The organism is Caulobacter sp. GW821-FHT10A06 (assembly GCF_059415805.1).
This window is the reverse complement of record NZ_JBWKNY010000005.1, coordinates 487,089-502,524: the sequence shown is the minus strand read 5'-3', so window position 1 is coordinate 502,524 and position 15,436 is coordinate 487,089. Positions and strand designations below refer to the sequence as shown.

General features: G+C 68.8%; 18 protein-coding genes and 1 pseudogene. 13 read left to right on the top strand and 6 right to left on the bottom strand.

Features of this window, described 5'->3' with window-relative positions:
* Positions 1-31 precede the first annotated feature (31 nt).
* Positions 32-1,249, bottom strand: coding sequence for an acyltransferase family protein (locus AC07NF_RS17195; RefSeq protein WP_494628815.1), 1,218 nt, complete (start codon positions 1,247-1,249; stop codon positions 32-34).
* A gap of 72 nt (positions 1,250-1,321) precedes the next feature.
* Between AC07NF_RS17195 and AC07NF_RS17190 the strand changes: the two are divergent.
* Positions 1,322-1,423, top strand: a pseudogene (locus tag AC07NF_RS17190) (hypothetical protein); the annotation flags it as partial.
* Positions 1,424-1,479: 56 nt separating this feature from the next.
* Here the strand turns inward: AC07NF_RS17190 and AC07NF_RS17185 are convergent.
* Both AC07NF_RS17185 and AC07NF_RS17180 read right to left on the bottom strand, forming a co-directional pair.
* Positions 1,480-2,208 (bottom strand): GNAT family N-acetyltransferase, encoded by a 729-nt coding sequence (locus AC07NF_RS17185; RefSeq protein ID WP_494628816.1) that lies wholly within the window; start codon positions 2,206-2,208, stop codon positions 1,480-1,482.
* A complete protein-coding gene (locus AC07NF_RS17180; protein WP_494628817.1) occupies positions 2,205-2,828 on the bottom strand; it encodes a TlpA family protein disulfide reductase in 624 nt (207 codons plus the stop codon). Before AC07NF_RS17180 ends, AC07NF_RS17185 begins: the two co-directional genes overlap by 4 nt.
* Here AC07NF_RS17180 and argH point away from each other — a divergent pair, their 5' ends adjacent.
* Genes argH through lysA form a run of 3 tightly spaced genes read left to right on the top strand, consistent with a single transcriptional unit; the run spans position 2,829 to position 5,824 of the window.
* Positions 2,829-4,247: an argininosuccinate lyase gene (argH, locus tag AC07NF_RS17175; protein WP_494628818.1), complete on the top strand. Its 1,419-nt coding sequence runs from the start codon at positions 2,829-2,831 to the stop codon at positions 4,245-4,247.
* Positions 4,244-4,549 (top strand): hypothetical protein, encoded by a 306-nt coding sequence (locus AC07NF_RS17170; protein WP_494628819.1) that lies wholly within the window; start codon positions 4,244-4,246, stop codon positions 4,547-4,549. The genes argH and AC07NF_RS17170 overlap by 4 nt, the downstream gene beginning before the upstream one ends.
* A 9-nt stretch (positions 4,550-4,558) precedes the next feature.
* The gene (lysA, locus tag AC07NF_RS17165; RefSeq protein ID WP_494628820.1) at positions 4,559-5,824 is read left to right on the top strand and encodes a diaminopimelate decarboxylase; all 1,266 of its coding nucleotides are present in this window, start codon (positions 4,559-4,561) and stop codon (positions 5,822-5,824) included.
* A gap of 47 nt (positions 5,825-5,871) precedes the next feature.
* Here the strand turns inward: lysA and AC07NF_RS17160 are convergent, their stop codons facing one another.
* Positions 5,872-6,456 carry a phosphoribosyltransferase gene (locus AC07NF_RS17160; RefSeq protein WP_494628821.1) on the bottom strand — a complete coding sequence of 195 codons (585 nt, stop codon included), beginning with the start codon at positions 6,454-6,456 and terminating at the stop codon, positions 5,872-5,874.
* Positions 6,395-7,348, bottom strand: coding sequence for an MJ0042-type zinc finger domain-containing protein (locus tag AC07NF_RS17155; protein ID WP_494628822.1), 954 nt, complete (start codon positions 7,346-7,348; stop codon positions 6,395-6,397). The genes AC07NF_RS17160 and AC07NF_RS17155 overlap by 62 nt, the downstream gene beginning before the upstream one ends.
* 58 nt (positions 7,349-7,406) lie before the next feature.
* Between AC07NF_RS17155 and ftsE the strand changes: the two genes are divergently transcribed.
* From ftsE to AC07NF_RS17135, 4 genes are read left to right on the top strand one after another with little or no spacing between them, the layout of a single operon-like run.
* Positions 7,407-8,114 (top strand): cell division ATP-binding protein FtsE, encoded by a 708-nt coding sequence (ftsE, locus tag AC07NF_RS17150; protein WP_494628823.1) that lies wholly within the window; start codon positions 7,407-7,409, stop codon positions 8,112-8,114.
* On the top strand, positions 8,111-9,004 hold the full coding sequence (locus tag AC07NF_RS17145) for a cell division protein FtsX (RefSeq protein WP_494628824.1): 894 nt from the start codon (positions 8,111-8,113) through the stop codon (positions 9,002-9,004). Before ftsE ends, AC07NF_RS17145 begins: the two co-directional genes overlap by 4 nt.
* Positions 9,001-9,618: a YdcF family protein gene (locus AC07NF_RS17140; protein ID WP_492812329.1), complete on the top strand. Its 618-nt coding sequence runs from the start codon at positions 9,001-9,003 to the stop codon at positions 9,616-9,618. Before AC07NF_RS17145 ends, AC07NF_RS17140 begins: the two co-directional genes overlap by 4 nt.
* Positions 9,615-10,319: a lysophospholipid acyltransferase family protein gene (locus tag AC07NF_RS17135; protein WP_494628825.1), complete on the top strand. Its 705-nt coding sequence runs from the start codon at positions 9,615-9,617 to the stop codon at positions 10,317-10,319. Before AC07NF_RS17140 ends, AC07NF_RS17135 begins: the two co-directional genes overlap by 4 nt.
* Positions 10,320-10,437: 118 nt before the next feature.
* Here AC07NF_RS17135 and AC07NF_RS17130 read toward each other — a convergent pair whose 3' ends face one another.
* Positions 10,438-10,989: a gamma-glutamylcyclotransferase gene (locus AC07NF_RS17130; protein WP_494628826.1), complete on the bottom strand. Its 552-nt coding sequence runs from the start codon at positions 10,987-10,989 to the stop codon at positions 10,438-10,440.
* Between the two features lie 29 nt (positions 10,990-11,018).
* Here AC07NF_RS17130 and AC07NF_RS17125 point away from each other — a divergent pair, with 29 nt between their 5' ends.
* The 5 genes from AC07NF_RS17125 to AC07NF_RS17105 all read left to right on the top strand — a co-directional run bounded on the left by AC07NF_RS17125 (position 11,019) and on the right by AC07NF_RS17105 (position 15,399).
* Entirely contained in the window at positions 11,019-12,029 is a 1,011-nt protein-coding gene (locus tag AC07NF_RS17125; protein ID WP_494628827.1) for a DUF2125 domain-containing protein, read from the top strand.
* A 103-nt stretch (positions 12,030-12,132) separates the two neighbouring features.
* Complete coding sequence (locus tag AC07NF_RS17120) at positions 12,133-12,933, top strand: chorismate mutase (protein WP_494628828.1); 801 nt, start codon at positions 12,133-12,135, stop codon at positions 12,931-12,933.
* Positions 12,934-12,966: 33 nt separating this feature from the next.
* Positions 12,967-14,076, top strand: coding sequence for a histidinol-phosphate transaminase (gene hisC / locus AC07NF_RS17115; protein ID WP_494628829.1), 1,110 nt, complete (start codon positions 12,967-12,969; stop codon positions 14,074-14,076).
* Entirely contained in the window at positions 14,077-15,015 is a 939-nt protein-coding gene (locus AC07NF_RS17110) for a prephenate/arogenate dehydrogenase family protein (protein WP_494628830.1), read from the top strand.
* Between the two features lie 3 nt (positions 15,016-15,018).
* Positions 15,019-15,399 carry an ExbD/TolR family protein gene (locus tag AC07NF_RS17105; RefSeq protein WP_494628831.1) on the top strand — a complete coding sequence of 127 codons (381 nt, stop codon included), beginning with the start codon at positions 15,019-15,021 and terminating at the stop codon, positions 15,397-15,399.
* Positions 15,400-15,436 lie beyond the last annotated feature (37 nt).

Here is a 15,436-nt window from a genome sequence, read left to right as displayed (position 1 = left end):
CCGGCCCCCTTCAGCGCTGCATCATGACTGGTCACAGGATTCGCCCCAACAGCGGCATGCGACGCAGGACCACCGTGGTCAGCCAGCTCAGCGCGACCGCCCCGCCGAACACCACGCAGCCCTTGGCCAGGCCGCCCCAGATCTGCGGCAGCAGCAGGAAGGCCAGCCACGAGGTGAAGACGTAGTGGACCAGGTACATGCCGTAGGCGTTGGCCTGCAGGCTGGCGCCCACCGGACCGGTCTTGCGGACGAAGCGCAGGAAGGTCGCCAAGGCCGCGAAGGACAGGCCCGCGCAGGCCAGGCAGAAGCTGACCCCGCCGAACACGTCCAGGAAAGCGCGCGGCGGCGGGTTGGGCGAGAAGGCCATGATCATCGCCGCGATGCCGCCGACGATCGGCAGGACGGGCGCCGCCCACCACAGCCACCAGCGCTTGGCCAGCTTGCCGTCGGGATCCGTCAGGCCATAGCCGACGCCGGCCGCGCCGACGGCGATCCCGGCCAGGAAATAGACGAAGTAGTGGCCGATGCGGGCGGTCTGGACCAGGAACGGCCCGAACATGCTCCAGTGACCGAACGGTGTGGTCATGGCCAGCGGCAGGTAGAACAGCACGCTCAGCGCGACCAGGCCCCAGAAAAAGCGGGCCGGCTTGCGCTCCGCGCCCTTGGCCAGGCCGCCCAAGGCGTCGATCACGCCGGGGGCGACCATGTGCAAGGCGGTGACGATCGCGCCGAAGGCCAGCAGCACCCACAGGAACCAGGCTGGGCCGCTGGGCCAGAACGGCAGATGGGTCCAAGCGTCCGCGAAGGCCGGGAGCGAATTGGCCCCGCCCGCCTGTAGCCATGCCGGATAGTAGCCCAGCGGCGCCAGCAGTCCCACGCCCAGGATAAACGGGGCGCCCAGGCGCAGGACCCTTCCTCTCAGAAACCCGCCGTCACCTTTGGCCCGCAGGCCGTCGGCGACGAAGAGCCCCGAGATGAAGAACATCAGCGACATGAAGAACATGTCGTTGACCAGGGTGAAGAGGCCAAAGCCCCCGAACTTCTGCGGATCCACCACCGGGAACGCCGTCCACAGGATCGGCTGGGCGTCGAACGCCTTCGGCGGCGGCGCGTACGGGTGATAGGCCAGCGCCGTGTGGTGGGCGATCACCAGCAGGGTGATGAAGGCGCGCAAGGCGCCGATCGGGGCGTTGCGGCCGCCGATCTGGGCGGCCGTGGATCGTTCGGTGGCGCTGAGTGGCGCATGCATGGCTTGGCTCCCCTCTTCAGGTGGCCGCACCATGGATCAACAAGTTTGTTTTGTAAACTAGTCTATAGAACGATGATCTTTGACGCCCTCGAGTGTCATCCCGGCCGCAGCGAAGCGGAGAGCCGGGACCCAGGGGCGACCGCGATGCGCCGGCCCCTGGGTCCCGGATCGGCTACGCCGTCCGGGATGACACGGATTAGAGATTTGAAGTTCTTGAGCTTCCGGACCGCTCAGCGCGTCCAGTACCGATACCGATAAGCCGGCTCGAAGCCCTCGTCGGCGTACAGCGCGATCGCCGGCGCGTTGTCGGCCTCGACCTGCAGCCACGCCCGCTCAGCGCCCAGAGCGCCCGCCTCAGCCAGCAAGCCGCGCAGCACCCGGCGCGCTAAGCCCTTCCGACGATGATCCGGCGTGGTGCGCATGCCGAAAATGCCCGCGAAGCCGCCGCCGATCGCCGAGGCCCCGATCGCCGCCGGGGCGCCGTCGATGTCCAGCCGGGCGAACCGCGCCGGGGCGGGAATGCGCCCCAAGGCCTCCAGCCGCTCGCGGCCGTCCTCGGGATCGCCGGCCGTGGCGGTGAACACAGCCTCGAACGTTGCATCCGGAGCGGACGAGACGCGGAGGTCCTGATCCCCCTCCCCGCCCGTCGGACCGAGCATGACCACCGTCTCCTTGGTGGCCGCGTAGCCCCGCGCCGTCAGGCGCTCGGCCAGGTCGGCCGGCGCGACGACCCCGTCGGTCAGCTTGAACTGTGGCGGCAGGCCCCGCGCCGCGAACCAGCCCTCGGCGCCATCCAGCGCCGCCTCCGGATCGCGGTCTGGTTCACCCAACGGCCAGCAAGCGTTGATCCGCATCGAGCGGCCCGACGAGGCATTCAGCCGCCAGCCGCCCAGCCGGTCACGCTCGCGCGCCGGCCAGGCGTCGTCGGCCAGGGGTTCCAGGAGAGCCGGATCGATCACTTCTCGGCCAGCAGCTTCTCGACGATGCCGCGCGCTTCCGGACCCGACCAGTCGGCGGGCCCCGCCATGCGGGCGCGCTCACGGCCCTGGCGGTCATAGATCACCGTGGTCGGATACCCCGCCGCGCGCGGCTCCATGGCGAACGACAGCTTGTAGCCCGGATCGCGATAGGTCTTCAGCGGCGGATTGGCGGCCATCTCCTCGTTGATCAGGTTCAGGTCGCCGTCGCGGTCGACGCTGATCGGCAGCACGGTCACCGGCGCGGTCGCATAGGCGGCCTGCAGCTTGGCCAGGGTCGGCATCTCGGCCTTGCACGGCGCGCACCAGGTCGCCCACAGGTTCATGACCACCACCCGGCCCTTGAAATCGGCCAAAGTCGTGGGCTTGCCGTCCAGGCTGGTGAACACCGTGGTCGGCGCGGCGCGCGGCGTGGCGGGTACATCCAGCTTTACCAGCGTCCCTTTCTTGAATTCTGTGAGGTCCGCGGGCCCTGAGGGTTTGAACGAAGCAGTGGCGATGACGTATAGAACCGCCGCCACGCCGACGAGGATGACGCCGCCCAGCGCCAACCTCACAGGGTTGCGCTTCTTGGCCGCCGCCTCCGATTGGACTTCGCTCATATGACCGACAACGCCTCCGATACGCCCAAGGCCAACAGCCAGGGCCAAGCCATGTGGGGCGGTCGGTTCACGGCCAAGCCGGCGGAACTGATGCAGGCGATCAACGTCTCCATCGGCTTCGACAAGCGCCTTTGGGCGCAAGACCTGGCGGGTTCCCGCGCCCACGCGCGGATGTTGATGAACCAGGGCGTGATTTCAAGCAGCGATGGCGAGGAAATCCTCGGCGGCCTGGCAAAGATCCAGGACGAGATCGCCACCGGGACCTTCCCGTTCCGTGACGAATACGAAGACATCCACATGAACATCGAGGCGCGGCTGCGCGAGCTGATCGGCGCGACCGCCGGCCGGCTGCACACCGCCCGCTCGCGCAACGACCAGGTGGCCGTCGACTTCCGCCTGTGGGTGCGCGACGCCGCCGACCGCTCGGCTGCCCAGCTGGAAGCCCTCCAGAAGGCCCTGCTGGCTCAGGCCGAGGCCTATGCCGACGCCCTGATGCCGGGCTTCACCCACCTGCAGCCGGCCCAGCCGGTGACCTTCGGCCACCACCTGATGGCCTATGTCGAGATGTTCGGCCGCGACGCCAGCCGCTTCCGCGACGCCCGCGCCCGCATGAACGAGTGCCCGCTGGGCGCCGCGGCCCTGGCCGGCTCGCCCTTCCCGATCGACCGCCAGCAGACGGCCACGGCGCTGGGCTTCGACCGTCCGACCGCCAACTCGCTGGACAGCGTCTCGGCCCGCGACTTCGCCCTGGAAGCCCTGTCGGCCGCCTCGATCACCGCCACGCACCTGTCGCGCCTGGCCGAGGAGATCGTGCTGTGGACGACGCCGATGTTCGGCTTCATCAAGCTGACCGACGCCTTCACGACCGGCAGCTCGATCATGCCGCAGAAGAAGAACCCGGACGCCGCCGAACTGATCCGCGCCAAGGTCGGCCGCATCCTGGGCTCGTTGACTACCCTGACCGTGGTCATGAAGGGCCTTCCGCTGGCCTATTCCAAGGACATGCAGGAGGACAAGGTCCCGACCTTCGAGGCCTTCGACGCGCTGGAACTGAGCCTGCTGGCCATGGCCGGCATGGTCGCCGACCTGACCCCGAACACCGAAAACATGGCCAAGGCGGCCGGCGCGGGCTTTTCGACCGCCACCGACCTGGCCGACTGGCTGGTGCGGACGCTGAACATGCCTTTCCGCGACGCCCACCACGTGACAGGCTCTGCCGTAAAGGCGGCCGAGGGTCTTGGCGTCGATCTGGCCGATCTTACCTTGGAACAGTTCCAGGCGATCGAGGCCCGGATCACCCAGGACGTCTACGCCGTTCTGACTCCGGCCGCCTCGGCGGCCAGCCGCATGAGCTACGGTGGGACCGCCCCCGCCCAGGTCCGCGCCCAGATCGCGCGTTGGAAGGAAGTTCTCGCATGATCCGTCGCCCGCTCACGATCCTCGCGCTGACCGCCCTGGCCGTCACGGCCGCCGCCTGCGGTAAGCAAGGCGCCCTGGAGCGTCCGGCCCCGATGTGGGATCCGGCCAAGAAGGCCGCCTGGGAAGCTGAACGCCGCGCCGCCTCGGCCCAGGCCAACCAGCCGGCCCGCGCCGGCGGCGACCAGGAAATCCGCGACCCGGCCACCAGCAACCGCACCATTCGCGCCGCCCCGCTGCCCGGCACCAAGGACCCGTTCGGCGGCCCGTCCGCCAAGGGCTTCCCCGGCGCCACGCCCAACTAAGAGACTCCATTGAACCACTTCGAGTACGGCCCCGAGGGCCTGGCCTGCGAGGGCGTGCCCCTGGCCAAGATCGCGGCCGAGGTCGGCACGCCCGTCTATGTCTACAGCCGCGCCACGTTGGAGCGGCACTTCACCGTGTTCCGCGACGCCCTGGTCGCCGCCGGCGTGGTCGACCCGCTGGTCGCCTACGCCGTGAAGGCCAATTCCAACGTCGCGGTGCTTAAAGTTCTGGGCGACCTGGGCGCCGGGGCCGACACGGTCTCGGAAGGCGAGGTCCGCCGCGCCCTGGCCGCCGGCATCCCGCCCGAGCGCATCGTGTTCTCGGGCGTCGGCAAGGCCCGTCGCGAAATCGAGTTCGCCCTGAAGACCGGCGTCGCCGAGATCAATGTCGAGTCCGAGCCGGAGATGAACCTGATCGCCCAGGTCGCCGCCGAGCTGGGCGTGCGCGCCAAGATCGCCTTCCGGGTCAATCCGGACGTCGCGGCCGGCGGTCACGCCAAGATCGCCACCGGCAAGTCGGAGAACAAGTTCGGCGTCTCGTTCGCCGAGGCCGCGCGCCTGTACGCCAACGCCAGCAACAACGCCGCGCTGGAGCCCATCGGCGTGGCCTGCCACATCGGCAGCCAGATCACTGATCTGTCGCCGATGCGCGAGGCCTTCAGCAAGATGCGGGGCCTGGTCGAGCAGCTGCTGGGCGAAGGCCTGTCGGTCGAGCGCCTGGACCTGGGCGGCGGCCTGGGCGTGCCCTATTTCAACAACCCCGAACCGCCCTCGCCCGCCGACTTCGCCGCCATGGTCGGCGAGGTCACCAAGGGCCTGCCGGTGAAGCTGGCCTTCGAGCCGGGCCGGGTGATCGCCGCCAATGCCGGCGTGATGGTTTCGGAAGTGATCCACGTCCACGAGCGCCCGGAAGGCCGCAAGTTCCTGGTCATCGACGCGGCCATGAACGACCTGGTCCGCCCGGCCATGTACGACGCCTTCCACGACATCCGCCCGGTGATCCAGCGCGCCGGCGAGACCGTCTATGACGTGGTCGGCCCGATCTGCGAAACCGGCGACACCTTCACCCGCGATCGCGCCCTGCCGCCGTTCGCGGCCGGCGACCTGGTGGCCTTCATGTCGGCCGGCGCCTACGGCTCGGCCATGGCCAGCGAGTACAACACCCGGCCCCTGGTGCCGGAGGTGCTGGTCGACGGCGACCGCTATGCGGTGATCCGCAAGCGGCCGACCTATGACGAGATGCTGGCGCGGGACCTTGTCCCCGACTGGGTCTAGCCCCCAAAGAGAAAAGGCCCTCTCCGTCGGAGAGGGCCTTTTGCTTATCAGTCCAGCGCGCCGATGTAGGGGAGCCCTCGGCTCTTGCCTTCATCGTCCAGGCCGTAGCCGACCAGGTAGCGCGCGGGGGCTTCCCAGGCGACGAAGTCGGGCTCCATGCCGCGATCCTTGGGCCAGGGCTTGCGGGCGAAGACGGCGGTCAGCACTTCGCTGGCGCCGGCGTCCTTGACCAGGCGAGCGGCTTCCGACAGCGACAGGCCGGTGTCGAACACGTCGTCGACGACCAGAGCGCGGCGGCCGATCAGCGGACGCTGCAGGTCGGCGCGCACTTCGCAGCGGCCCGTGCTCTTGCGCTCGTCGTGATAGGAGGCCAGCCACAGGGCGTCGAACCGCACGTCGCGGCCGGCCTTGTAGAGGGCGCGGGTCAGGTCGGCGGCGAACCACAGGCCACCGGTCAGCAGGCAGACCACGACGGTGTCGTTGTCGATGCGCGGCGCGATGGCTTCGGCCAGTTTCTGGACCCGGTCGGCGATCTCGGCTTCCGAGATCAGGACTTCGGGTTTCTTGGTGTCATTCATGATGTGCGGGTTCGTGAGAGTCTGCAGGGGGAGGAGTTTCCTCCCCGCTCTCATGTCCCGAGGGTTCCTGTCCAGCCGCTTCGTGCTCGGCGGGGGCTTCTTGTGCGCCGCGTAGCGACAATTCAGGCTCGGCGCCGTGGGCGTCGGGCTTCTTCAGGGCGGTTTTCACCGCCTTGGCGGCGCCTGGCTCGGTGGCGAAGCCGATCTGCAGGTCCTTGGCCGAACGCGGCGGGTCCAGGAAGGTGATCGAGAAGTGGCGCACCTCGCCCGGCGGGATCTTGGCGTCGGCGGCGGCCGCCAGCTGGCCGGCGACGCGCTTGCTGTCCTTGCTGAGCAGCTCGACGCGCAGCGGCGGAGACAGGACAGCGTGTTCGGTGATGTTGCGGATCGAGCCGGTGATGGTGACGGCGGCATGGCCGTCCTGCATCGAGGGTTGGGCCTTGATGCTGGAGCGGTCGATGACCAGGCCCACGGTGTTCACCGGCAGGCCGACGGCGGCATAGGCGCCCGCCGAGCCCGGCAGGATCTTGACCACGTCGATGCGGAAGATGAGGGCGGCCACCACGACCACCGCCATGGCGGCGGCCATGCCGGCCCAGATCACGCCCGTGGCGGTGGCTTCGCGCAGGCGACGCTCGGCGTCGGCGCGGGCCCGGAAAACCTTGGGCAGTTCCTCGCCCGGCAGGGCGCTGACCGGCGGCTCCTCGGCCTTGGCGGCGACGCTCTCGGGAAGCTGCTCGGCGGACTCCAGCTGGCTGGCCAGGGTCGGCGTTTCGGGGTCGTCAAAGAGGTCGAGCGGCTCTTCGCTACGGGCGGTCCAGCTGTTCCCGCACGAGGCGCAACGCACGACGCGACCTGCCGCGCTCACCTTGGAGTCGTCGACGAAATAGCGGCTGGCGCACTCCGGACAGGTCAGTATCATGGCCGCGAATCGAACGCTCCCCACACACCTAAAGGGGGTCGCTGATTTTAACCCTGATGTCCAGAAACCCAAGTGACGCGCCTTGCGGATCGACACAGAACAGGGCGATGACGCCCTACCGGTGGTCCGCTTCGAAGGCGTCTCGATGCGGTACGGGCGAGCGCCCGAAACCCTAAGGGACATAAGCTTTTCCCTGGACCAGGGCTCCTTCCATTTCCTGACCGGCGCCTCGGGCGCGGGCAAGAGTTCGCTGCTCAAGCTGATCTATCTGGCGCACCGTGCGTCACGGGGTCGCGTCGAGCTTTTCGGACGTGATGTCAGCCTGACCCACACCTCGGACCTGCCGTTCCTGCGCCGTCGGATCGGGGTGGTGTTCCAGGAGTTCCGGCTGCTGGAACACCTGTCGGTGTTCGACAACGCCGCCCTGCCCCTGCGCATCCTCAAGCGCAAACCCGCCACCTATCGCGAGGATGTCGCCGAGCTGCTCAGCTGGGTCGGCCTGGGCGACCGCATGCACGCCCTGCCCGCCACCCTGTCGGGCGGCGAGAAGCAGCGCCTGGCTATCGCCCGCGCCGTCGTCGACCGCCCCGACGTGCTGCTGGCCGACGAGCCGACGGGCAATGTCGATCCGGCCATGTCGCTGCGCCTGCTGCGGCTGTTCGTCGAGCTGAACCGCCTGGGCACCACCGTCCTGATCGCGACGCACGACGAGGACCTGGTGGCCCGCGCCGCCCGTCCGACCCTGCATCTGGATCAAGGCCGCCTCGTGAATGTGGGAGGCCGCAAATGAGCGAGTTCTTCCAAGTCGCCCGCTGGAAGCCCGGTCCACTGCTGCCGCCGCGCGACAGCCGTGACGGGGCGCTGGTGTTCGTGGTCGCGGTGCTGTGCTTCCTGGCCTGCCTGACGGGTTTCGCCGCCCTGGCCGCCAACCGCGCCGCCCACGGCTGGACCAGCCAACTGACCGGCTCGGCCACCGTCGTGGTCCGCGCTCGCGCCAACGAGACCCCTGACAGCGCCGCCGCCCGCGCCGCCGAGACCCTGGCCGGCATTAAGGGCGTGGTCGAGGCCCAGGCCCTGACCCGCGAGAAGGCCGAGGCCCTGCTGGAGCCCTGGATCGGCAAGGAGGCCCTGGTCGACGACCTGCCGACGCCGCGCCTGGTGACCCTGGAGCTGGACCCCAAGACCCCGCCGACCGCCGACACCCTGGACCGCGCCCTGAAGGTCGCCGGCGTCGACGCCACGGTCGACGACCACAGCCGCTGGATCGCCGACATCGAGCGCGCCGCCAATCTGGCCCGCCTGGCGGCCTTGGGCGTCTTCGCCCTGATCGCCGCGGCGACGGCCGCCGTCATCGCTTTCGCGACGCGGGCAGGCCTGGCCGCTCGCCGCGACGTGATCGAGGTGCTGCACTTCTCCGGGGCCGAGCAGGGCTTCATCACCGGCCTGTTCCAGAACCGCTTCGCGACCATGGGCGCGCTGGCGGGCTTGCTGGGGGGCGCGAGCGCGGCCATCATCGGCGCCGTTGCACGCTATTTCGGCGGCGGCGCGGGGGTTGCGCCGGTTCTGCCCTTGGCCTGGATCGATCTGTTGGCCGCCCTGCCCGCGCCGGTGGTGGCGGCTCTGGTCGCCGGTCTTTCGGCCCGTCTGGCGGCGTCGCGCATCGTGGGGGAGATGCCGTGAAGACCTTGGCTGCGCTCTTGATAGCGCTGATGATCTGGGGCCTGGGCCTGTTGGCCTTCACCGGCCGCGTGGACCAGTCGACGCCCGCGCCCGAACCGCCCACCGCCGACGGCGTCGTGGTGCTGACCGGTGCCTCGAACGTGCGCCTGGAAGCCGCCACCCGTCTGTTGGAAGAGGGCAAGGGCAAACGCCTGCTGATCTCCGGCGTCAACCGCGAGGCTACCCGCGCCGACGTCCAGACCGTGACCAAGGCGGTCAAGCCGATCTACGACTGCTGCGTGGACTTGGGCTTCGCCGCCGCCAACACGGTGGGCAACGCCCGCGAGACCGCCGAGTGGGCCAAGTCAAAGGGCTATCAGAGCCTGATCGTGGTCACGGCCGACTACCACATGCCGCGCTCGATGCTGGAGCTGTCCGCCGCCATGCCCGGCGTGAAGCTGTCGCCCTATCCGGTGAAGACCGATCTGAACGCCCACCGCTGGTGGAAGACGTCGATCAGCGCCCGGCGGATGATCGTGGAATACTGCAAGTACCTGGCGATCCTGGGCCGTGAAGCGTTCCTAGGCCTGGGTCCTAAGGAGAAGGCCGCCCCGGCGGCGAAGGAAGCGTCTTGATCTATCTGCGTTCGTTCCTGTTCCAGCTGTTCTTCTGGCTGTGGTCGATCGGGACGGCGGTCCTGATGATCGCCACCTATCCCCTGCCGCGCCGCGTCAACACCTGGTCGCTGACGACCTGGGCCAAGGGCCTGATCTGGGGCCTGCGCTGGCTGGCCGACGTCAAGGTCGAGGTGCGTGGCGTCCGACCGACCGGAAACGCCCTGGTCGCGCCCAAGCACCAGTCGATGTTCGACGTCTTCAGCCAGTTCGCCTTGCTGCCCGACGCCTGCTTCGTGATGAAGAAGGAACTGCTGATGGTGCCGCTGTTCGGCTGGCACGGCCTGAAGGCGGGCATGCTGGTCGTCGATCGCGGCGGCCACTCGACCGCGCTGAAAAAGCTGGTCCGCGACGCCGTCGACCGCATGAAGGAGACACGCCAGATCGTGATCTTCCCGGAAGGCACGCGCGGCGCCGTCGGTCAGCCCGGCGAGTACAAGCCCGGCATCGCCGCACTGTATCGCGAGCTGAACATGCCCGTCACGCCGCTGGCCCTGAACTGCGGCAGCCACTGGAACAAGGGCTTCATCGTCAAGCCGGGGACGATCGTCTTCGAGTATCTGGAGCCCATCCCCGCCGGCCTGAAGCGCGGCGAGTTCATGCGCGAGCTGCAGACCCGGATCGACACGGCGACCAAGGCGCTGGAGGACAGCGGGATCTAGCCGCCGCGCGGTCGCCCTCGTCCTTCGACAGACTCAGGATGAGGGCTAGTGTCGATGACGGTTCAGTAGAAACCCTCATCCTGAGCTTGTCGAAGGACGAGGGTTTCGGGCCAAGAATCTAGGAAGCGACCTCGATCGCCTCGACCATCTTGAGCAGCTTTTCCATCGCGTGATCGCGCACGCCGTCCTCGCGCAGGTGCAGGACGAGGTCGCGCAGGTAGTCGATGTTCGGCCCAGAGAGCCCCGTGGCGCCGGCGATCAGCGCCGCCTGCTGCTCCAGGGTCAGGGCCCCGGCCCACTGGCTGTGCTTCATGTCCGACAGGAAGACGAGCGCCGGCGTCTTGTCCCCGCCGTCGATCTTCACGTCGCGCCAGGTCTCGAAATAGGTCTCGGTCGGTTGCTCGCGTTCGCGCAAGTAGGCGTAGACGTCTTCCCACTCGGACGCCGCCACGCGATAGGCCATGCCGCGTACCGCGCCGCCGGGTGCCAGGCCCAGCACCAGGCCGGGGCGCTCATAGGTGCCGCGATGATGCACCGAATAGATGCAGAAGGCCCGCCGCCGACCGTGGAGCACGGCCGTTCTTCGGTCTATGAACGGGAACCCGGGCCGCCACATGAGCGATCCATATCCGAACACCCAGCGATCTTCGCTGTCGCCTGCCAAACCCATTCTCGATCCCGACTGGACGCGCCCTATACATGACCCATAACGACGCCGCCCCGTCCCGCAAAGCCCGTCGCGGCCGTCTATTCACGCCTTTCATCCTCGCCGCCTTGATCGCGGGCGGTTGGAGCTACGGATGGTTCTGGCTGCGCGGCCAGGCCGAGCAGCGGATGGACGCCCAGGCGGCCGACCTGAAGTCGCGCGGTTATGACCTGTCGTGGAGCGCCCGCACCTTCCACGGCTTCCCGTTCCGCATGAATGTCGACCTGACCAACGCCCGCGTCGCCGAGCCCACCGGCTGGGCCGTGCGCGCGCCGGTCCTCAAGGGCGAGGCCGAGATCTTCGACCTGACCCACTGGGTGCTGGTCGCCGAGCAAGGCGTGGTCATGACCCGTCCCGAGGCCGGCGACGTGACCATCACCGGCCAGGCCCTGCGCGCCAGCATCTCGCACGTGACGGAGTATCCGCCGCGCATCTCGGTCGAGGGCGCCAAGCTGACCTTCACCCCCGCCCCGGGGACCAAGCCGTTCCAGCTGGTCTCGGCCGACAAGATGCAGCTGCACACTCGCTCTGGTCCCGACGACCAGGGCGCGGTGTTCTTCAAGGCCGACGGCGCCAAGACCGCCTTCACGGGCCTCTTGGGCCGCATCGCCCAGGACAAGACCGCCTCGATGCTGCTGGAGACCCGCCTGTCGCACGTCTCGCAACTGCGCGGCCGCAACTGGGAAGCCGCCGTCAAGCGCTGGAGCGAGGCCGGCGGCCAGATCACTCTGCAGCAGAGCCAGCTCTTGGCCGGCGACGCCGAGGGTAAGATCAAGTCCGGCGTGCTGTCGGTCGACAACCAAGGCCGGGTGACCGGCTCGCTGAACGCGGCGCTCAAGGAGCGGACCATGCCCGGCCAGCCGATCAGGACGCCGGAACAGGCTGTGGCGGCCGCCGCCCAGGCCATGGGCGCCGAGCCGGTGATCGAGGCCGACCTCAAGTTCCAGAACGGCCGCACCTATCTGGGCATCCTCGACACGGGGCCCGCGCCGACCGTTTACTGAGCGAGCAACGATCGCCCAGCACGCAATTTTATTCCCGCGAAGGCTGGCTATTGCGTGTTTCGCGGCAAAGACTATGGTCCCGCCTCCAATTTCGGGGAAGAACATGGGCAGCGACGCGACGGTGGCCACGCCGTCTCTCGAAGAGGTCCGATGGCGGCTCGACGCCATCGACACTGAACTCCTGAAGCTGCTGGACGAGCGCGCCGGCCTGGCCAGCGCCGTCGCGGCCGCCAAGCGCGCCTCCGGCGACACCGGCTTTGGCCTGCGCCCCGGCCGCGAGGCCCAGATCGTCCGCAAGCTGCTGGCCGCGCCCCGCACCGGCGCCAGCAACGCCCTGGTCATCCGCATCTGGCGCGAGATCATGGCCGACAACCTGGCGCGCCAGGGTCCGTACCACCTGGGCGTCTTCGGAGGCCGTGAGGCCGCCCGCACCGTCGAACTGACCCGCCTGCGTTTCGGCACGGCGCCGCGCCTCTCCATCGTTCCGACCGCCCAGGACGCCTTGGCCATCGCGCGCACGCCCTGGGGCGTCGCCGTCCTGCCGCTGGCCGCCGAGACCCCGTGGTGGGGCCGCCTGCTGGCCGAGCCCAAGCTGCGGGTGTTCGCCGCCCTGCCCTGCCTGGCCACCTGGGGTCCGCAGGCCGCCCTCGCGGTAGCCGAAGTCGAGGTCGAACCCACCGGCGGCGACCAGACCTTCTGGGTCACCGACTCGGCCAAGAGCGCCCAGGTCATCGTCGAGGCCCTGAGCCAGACCGACGTCGCCGCCGAACTGATCGCCGACGCCGGTGGCCTGAAGCTGTTTTCGCTGTCGGGCTTCTTCCAGCCCAATGACGAGCGCCTGGCCCGCGCCCCCGGAGACCTTACGGGCGTCATCGGGGCTGCGCCCGAACAGTTCGACGTGTAAGAGACACGCCGTCCGTAGAGCTTGAGTAGTCCGATGACCGATCGCTTCGCCGCGCCTCGCCCTGTCCCAAAACCCGGCATCATGGACATCCATGCCTATGTCGGCGGCAAGTCGAAGGTCGAAGGCATCGCCCATCCGGTGAAGCTGTCGAGCAACGAGAACATCCTGGGCAGCAGCGACAAGGCCAAGGCGGCCTATCGCAACGCCGTCGACCGGATGCACATCTATCCGGACGGCAAGGCCGGCATCCTGCGCGCCGCCGTGGCCGAGCGCTTCAAGCTGGAGCCCGAGCGCCTGACCTTCGGCGACGGCAGCGACGAGATCTTCGCCCTGCTGTGCCAAGTGTATCTGGAGCCCGGCGACAACATCGTCCAGGGCGAGCACGGCTTCGCCGCCTACGCCATCGGAGCCCGCGCCTGCCAGGCCGAAGTCCGCATGGCCAAGGAGATCAACCACCGCGTCGACATCGACGAGACGCTCAAGTGCGTCGACGAGCGCACGCGCCTGGTGTTCATCGCCAATCCCGCCAACCCGACCGGCACCTGGCTGACGGGCGAGAAGATCCGCGCCCTGCACGCGGCCCTGCCTCCGTCGGTGATCCTGGTGCTGGACGGCGCCTATTCGGAATTCTGCAGCGACCCGCGCTTCGAGGACGGCCTGGACCTGGCCCGCACCGCCGAGAACGTGATCGTCACCCGCACCTTCTCGAAGCTCCACGGCCTGGCCGCGCTTCGGGTGGGCTGGGGTTATGCGCCTGAGCACATCATCGAACCGATCGAGCGCATCCGCCCGCCGTTCAACACCTCGATCCCCGGCCAGGAAGCCGCCGTCGCGGCCCTGTTCGACGACGAGTTCCAGGCCCGCTCGCTGGCCCTGGTCGAGCAGTGGCGTCCGTGGCTGGCCCAGCAACTGGGCGGCCTTGGCCTGGAGGTGACGCCGTCGGCGGCCAACTTCGTGCTAGCCACCTTCCCGCAGACGCCGGGTAAGACCGCCAAGGAGGCCGAAGCCTTCCTGGCGTCGCGCGGCTATCTGGTCCGCGCCGTGGCCAACTACAATCTGCCCGACGCGATCCGCGTGACCATCGGCCTGGAAGAGCAGAACCGCGCCGTCGTGGACCTGCTGGCCGAGTTCATGGGGCGCTAGATGTCGGCTCCGGGCGTCCTCTACCCCAAGCTCACCGTCATCGGCTGCGGCCTGATCGGCGGCTCGGTGATCCGCGCGGCGCGTGAGCACGGCGTCGTCGGCGAGGTCACCGTGGCCGACGCCAGCGAGGCCAACCGCGCCCGCGTCGTCGCGCTGGGCATCGCCGAGCAGGTCACCGGCGACATCGCCGAGGCGGTCAAAGACGCCGACCTGGTGGTCATCGCCACCCCGGTGCTGTCGATCCCCGGCCTGGCCGCCGAGATCATCCCGGCCATGAAGGCGGGCGCCACCCTGACCGATGTCGGCTCGACCAAGGCCAATGTCGCCGAGGCCTTTCGCGCCCAGGACATCTCGAAAATCTACGCCATCCCCGGCCACCCGATCGCCGGCACCGAGCAGTCGGGCCCCGACTCCGGCTTCGCCGAGCTGTTCGAGGGCCGGTGGACGATCCTGACGCCGTTCGAGAGCGACGACGAGCACTACGCCGAGGCCGTCGCCACGCTGTCGGCCTTCTGGCGCGCCTTCGGGGCCCAGGTCGAGCTGATGGAAGAGAAGCACCACGACCTGGTGCTGGCCGTCGTCTCCCACCTGCCCCACCTGATCGCCTACACGATCGTCGGCAGCGCGGCCGATCTCGAGAACGTCACCGAGAACGAGGTCATCAAGTACTCGGCCTCGGGCTTCCGCGACTTCACCCGCATCGCCGCCAGCGACCCGACCATGTGGCGCGACATCTTCGTGGCCAACAAGGACGCGGTGCTGGAGATGCTGGGCCGCTTCACCGAGGACCTGCAGGCCATGAGCCGCGCCATCCGCTGGGGCGACGCCGACACCCTGCACGCCCACTTCACTCGGACGCGGGCCATCCGCCGAGGCATCGTGGCGGCGGGCCAGGAAAGCGCCCTGCCGAACTTCGGGCGCGACCGCGGGAAGCACTAGGCGATGAAGCGGGGGACGAAGATCGCGATCGGCGTCCTGATCGGCTTCATGGTGATCGTTACGGCGCTTTGCATGAGCATCACGTCGATCCGGATCGAGTTGCCGCCCGCGGAGCAACCGAAAACCGTCGGCCCTGTCTTCGTCGGCATGCAGCCCGACGGCCGACTGACGGTGGACGAACAGCCCACCACGCTAGACACCCTGACGCAGGACGTGGCCGCGCGCTTCGCCAACGTGCCGATGGATCAGCAACGCGTCTTGATCCGTGCGACCGGCGACGTGAAGTACGACCGCTTCATGGATGTCCTGAACCGCCTGAAGAGTCATGGCTGGACGAAGATCGGTCTGATCAACGAGAACCTCTCGACCGACACCAAGCCCTAGACGGGCGCGAGCCCCTCCACCGGCTGCACCGGTCCCC

Bases quoted from the DNA above. Each gene is read 5' to 3' on its own strand.
- AC07NF_RS17195 (WP_494628815.1), bottom strand. From the start codon at position 1,249: ATGCATGCGCCACTCAGCGCCACCGAACGATCCACGGCCGCCCAGATC.
- AC07NF_RS17180 (WP_494628817.1), bottom strand. From the start codon at position 2,828: ATGAGCGAAGTCCAATCGGAGGCGGCGGCCAAGAAGCGCAACCCTGTG.
- argH (WP_494628818.1), top strand. From the start codon at position 2,829: ATGACCGACAACGCCTCCGATACGCCCAAGGCCAACAGCCAGGGCCAA.
- AC07NF_RS17170 (WP_494628819.1), top strand. From the start codon at position 4,244: ATGATCCGTCGCCCGCTCACGATCCTCGCGCTGACCGCCCTGGCCGTC.
- AC07NF_RS17160 (WP_494628821.1), bottom strand. From the start codon at position 6,456: ATGAGAGCGGGGAGGAAACTCCTCCCCCTGCAGACTCTCACGAACCCG.
- AC07NF_RS17145 (WP_494628824.1), top strand. From the start codon at position 8,111: ATGAGCGAGTTCTTCCAAGTCGCCCGCTGGAAGCCCGGTCCACTGCTG.
- AC07NF_RS17130 (WP_494628826.1), bottom strand. From the start codon at position 10,989: ATGGGTTTGGCAGGCGACAGCGAAGATCGCTGGGTGTTCGGATATGGA.
- AC07NF_RS17125 (WP_494628827.1), top strand. From the start codon at position 11,019: ATGACCCATAACGACGCCGCCCCGTCCCGCAAAGCCCGTCGCGGCCGT.
- AC07NF_RS17120 (WP_494628828.1), top strand. From the start codon at position 12,133: ATGGGCAGCGACGCGACGGTGGCCACGCCGTCTCTCGAAGAGGTCCGA.
- hisC (WP_494628829.1), top strand. From the start codon at position 12,967: ATGACCGATCGCTTCGCCGCGCCTCGCCCTGTCCCAAAACCCGGCATC.
- AC07NF_RS17110 (WP_494628830.1), top strand. From the start codon at position 14,077: ATGTCGGCTCCGGGCGTCCTCTACCCCAAGCTCACCGTCATCGGCTGC.
- AC07NF_RS17105 (WP_494628831.1), top strand. From the start codon at position 15,019: ATGAAGCGGGGGACGAAGATCGCGATCGGCGTCCTGATCGGCTTCATG.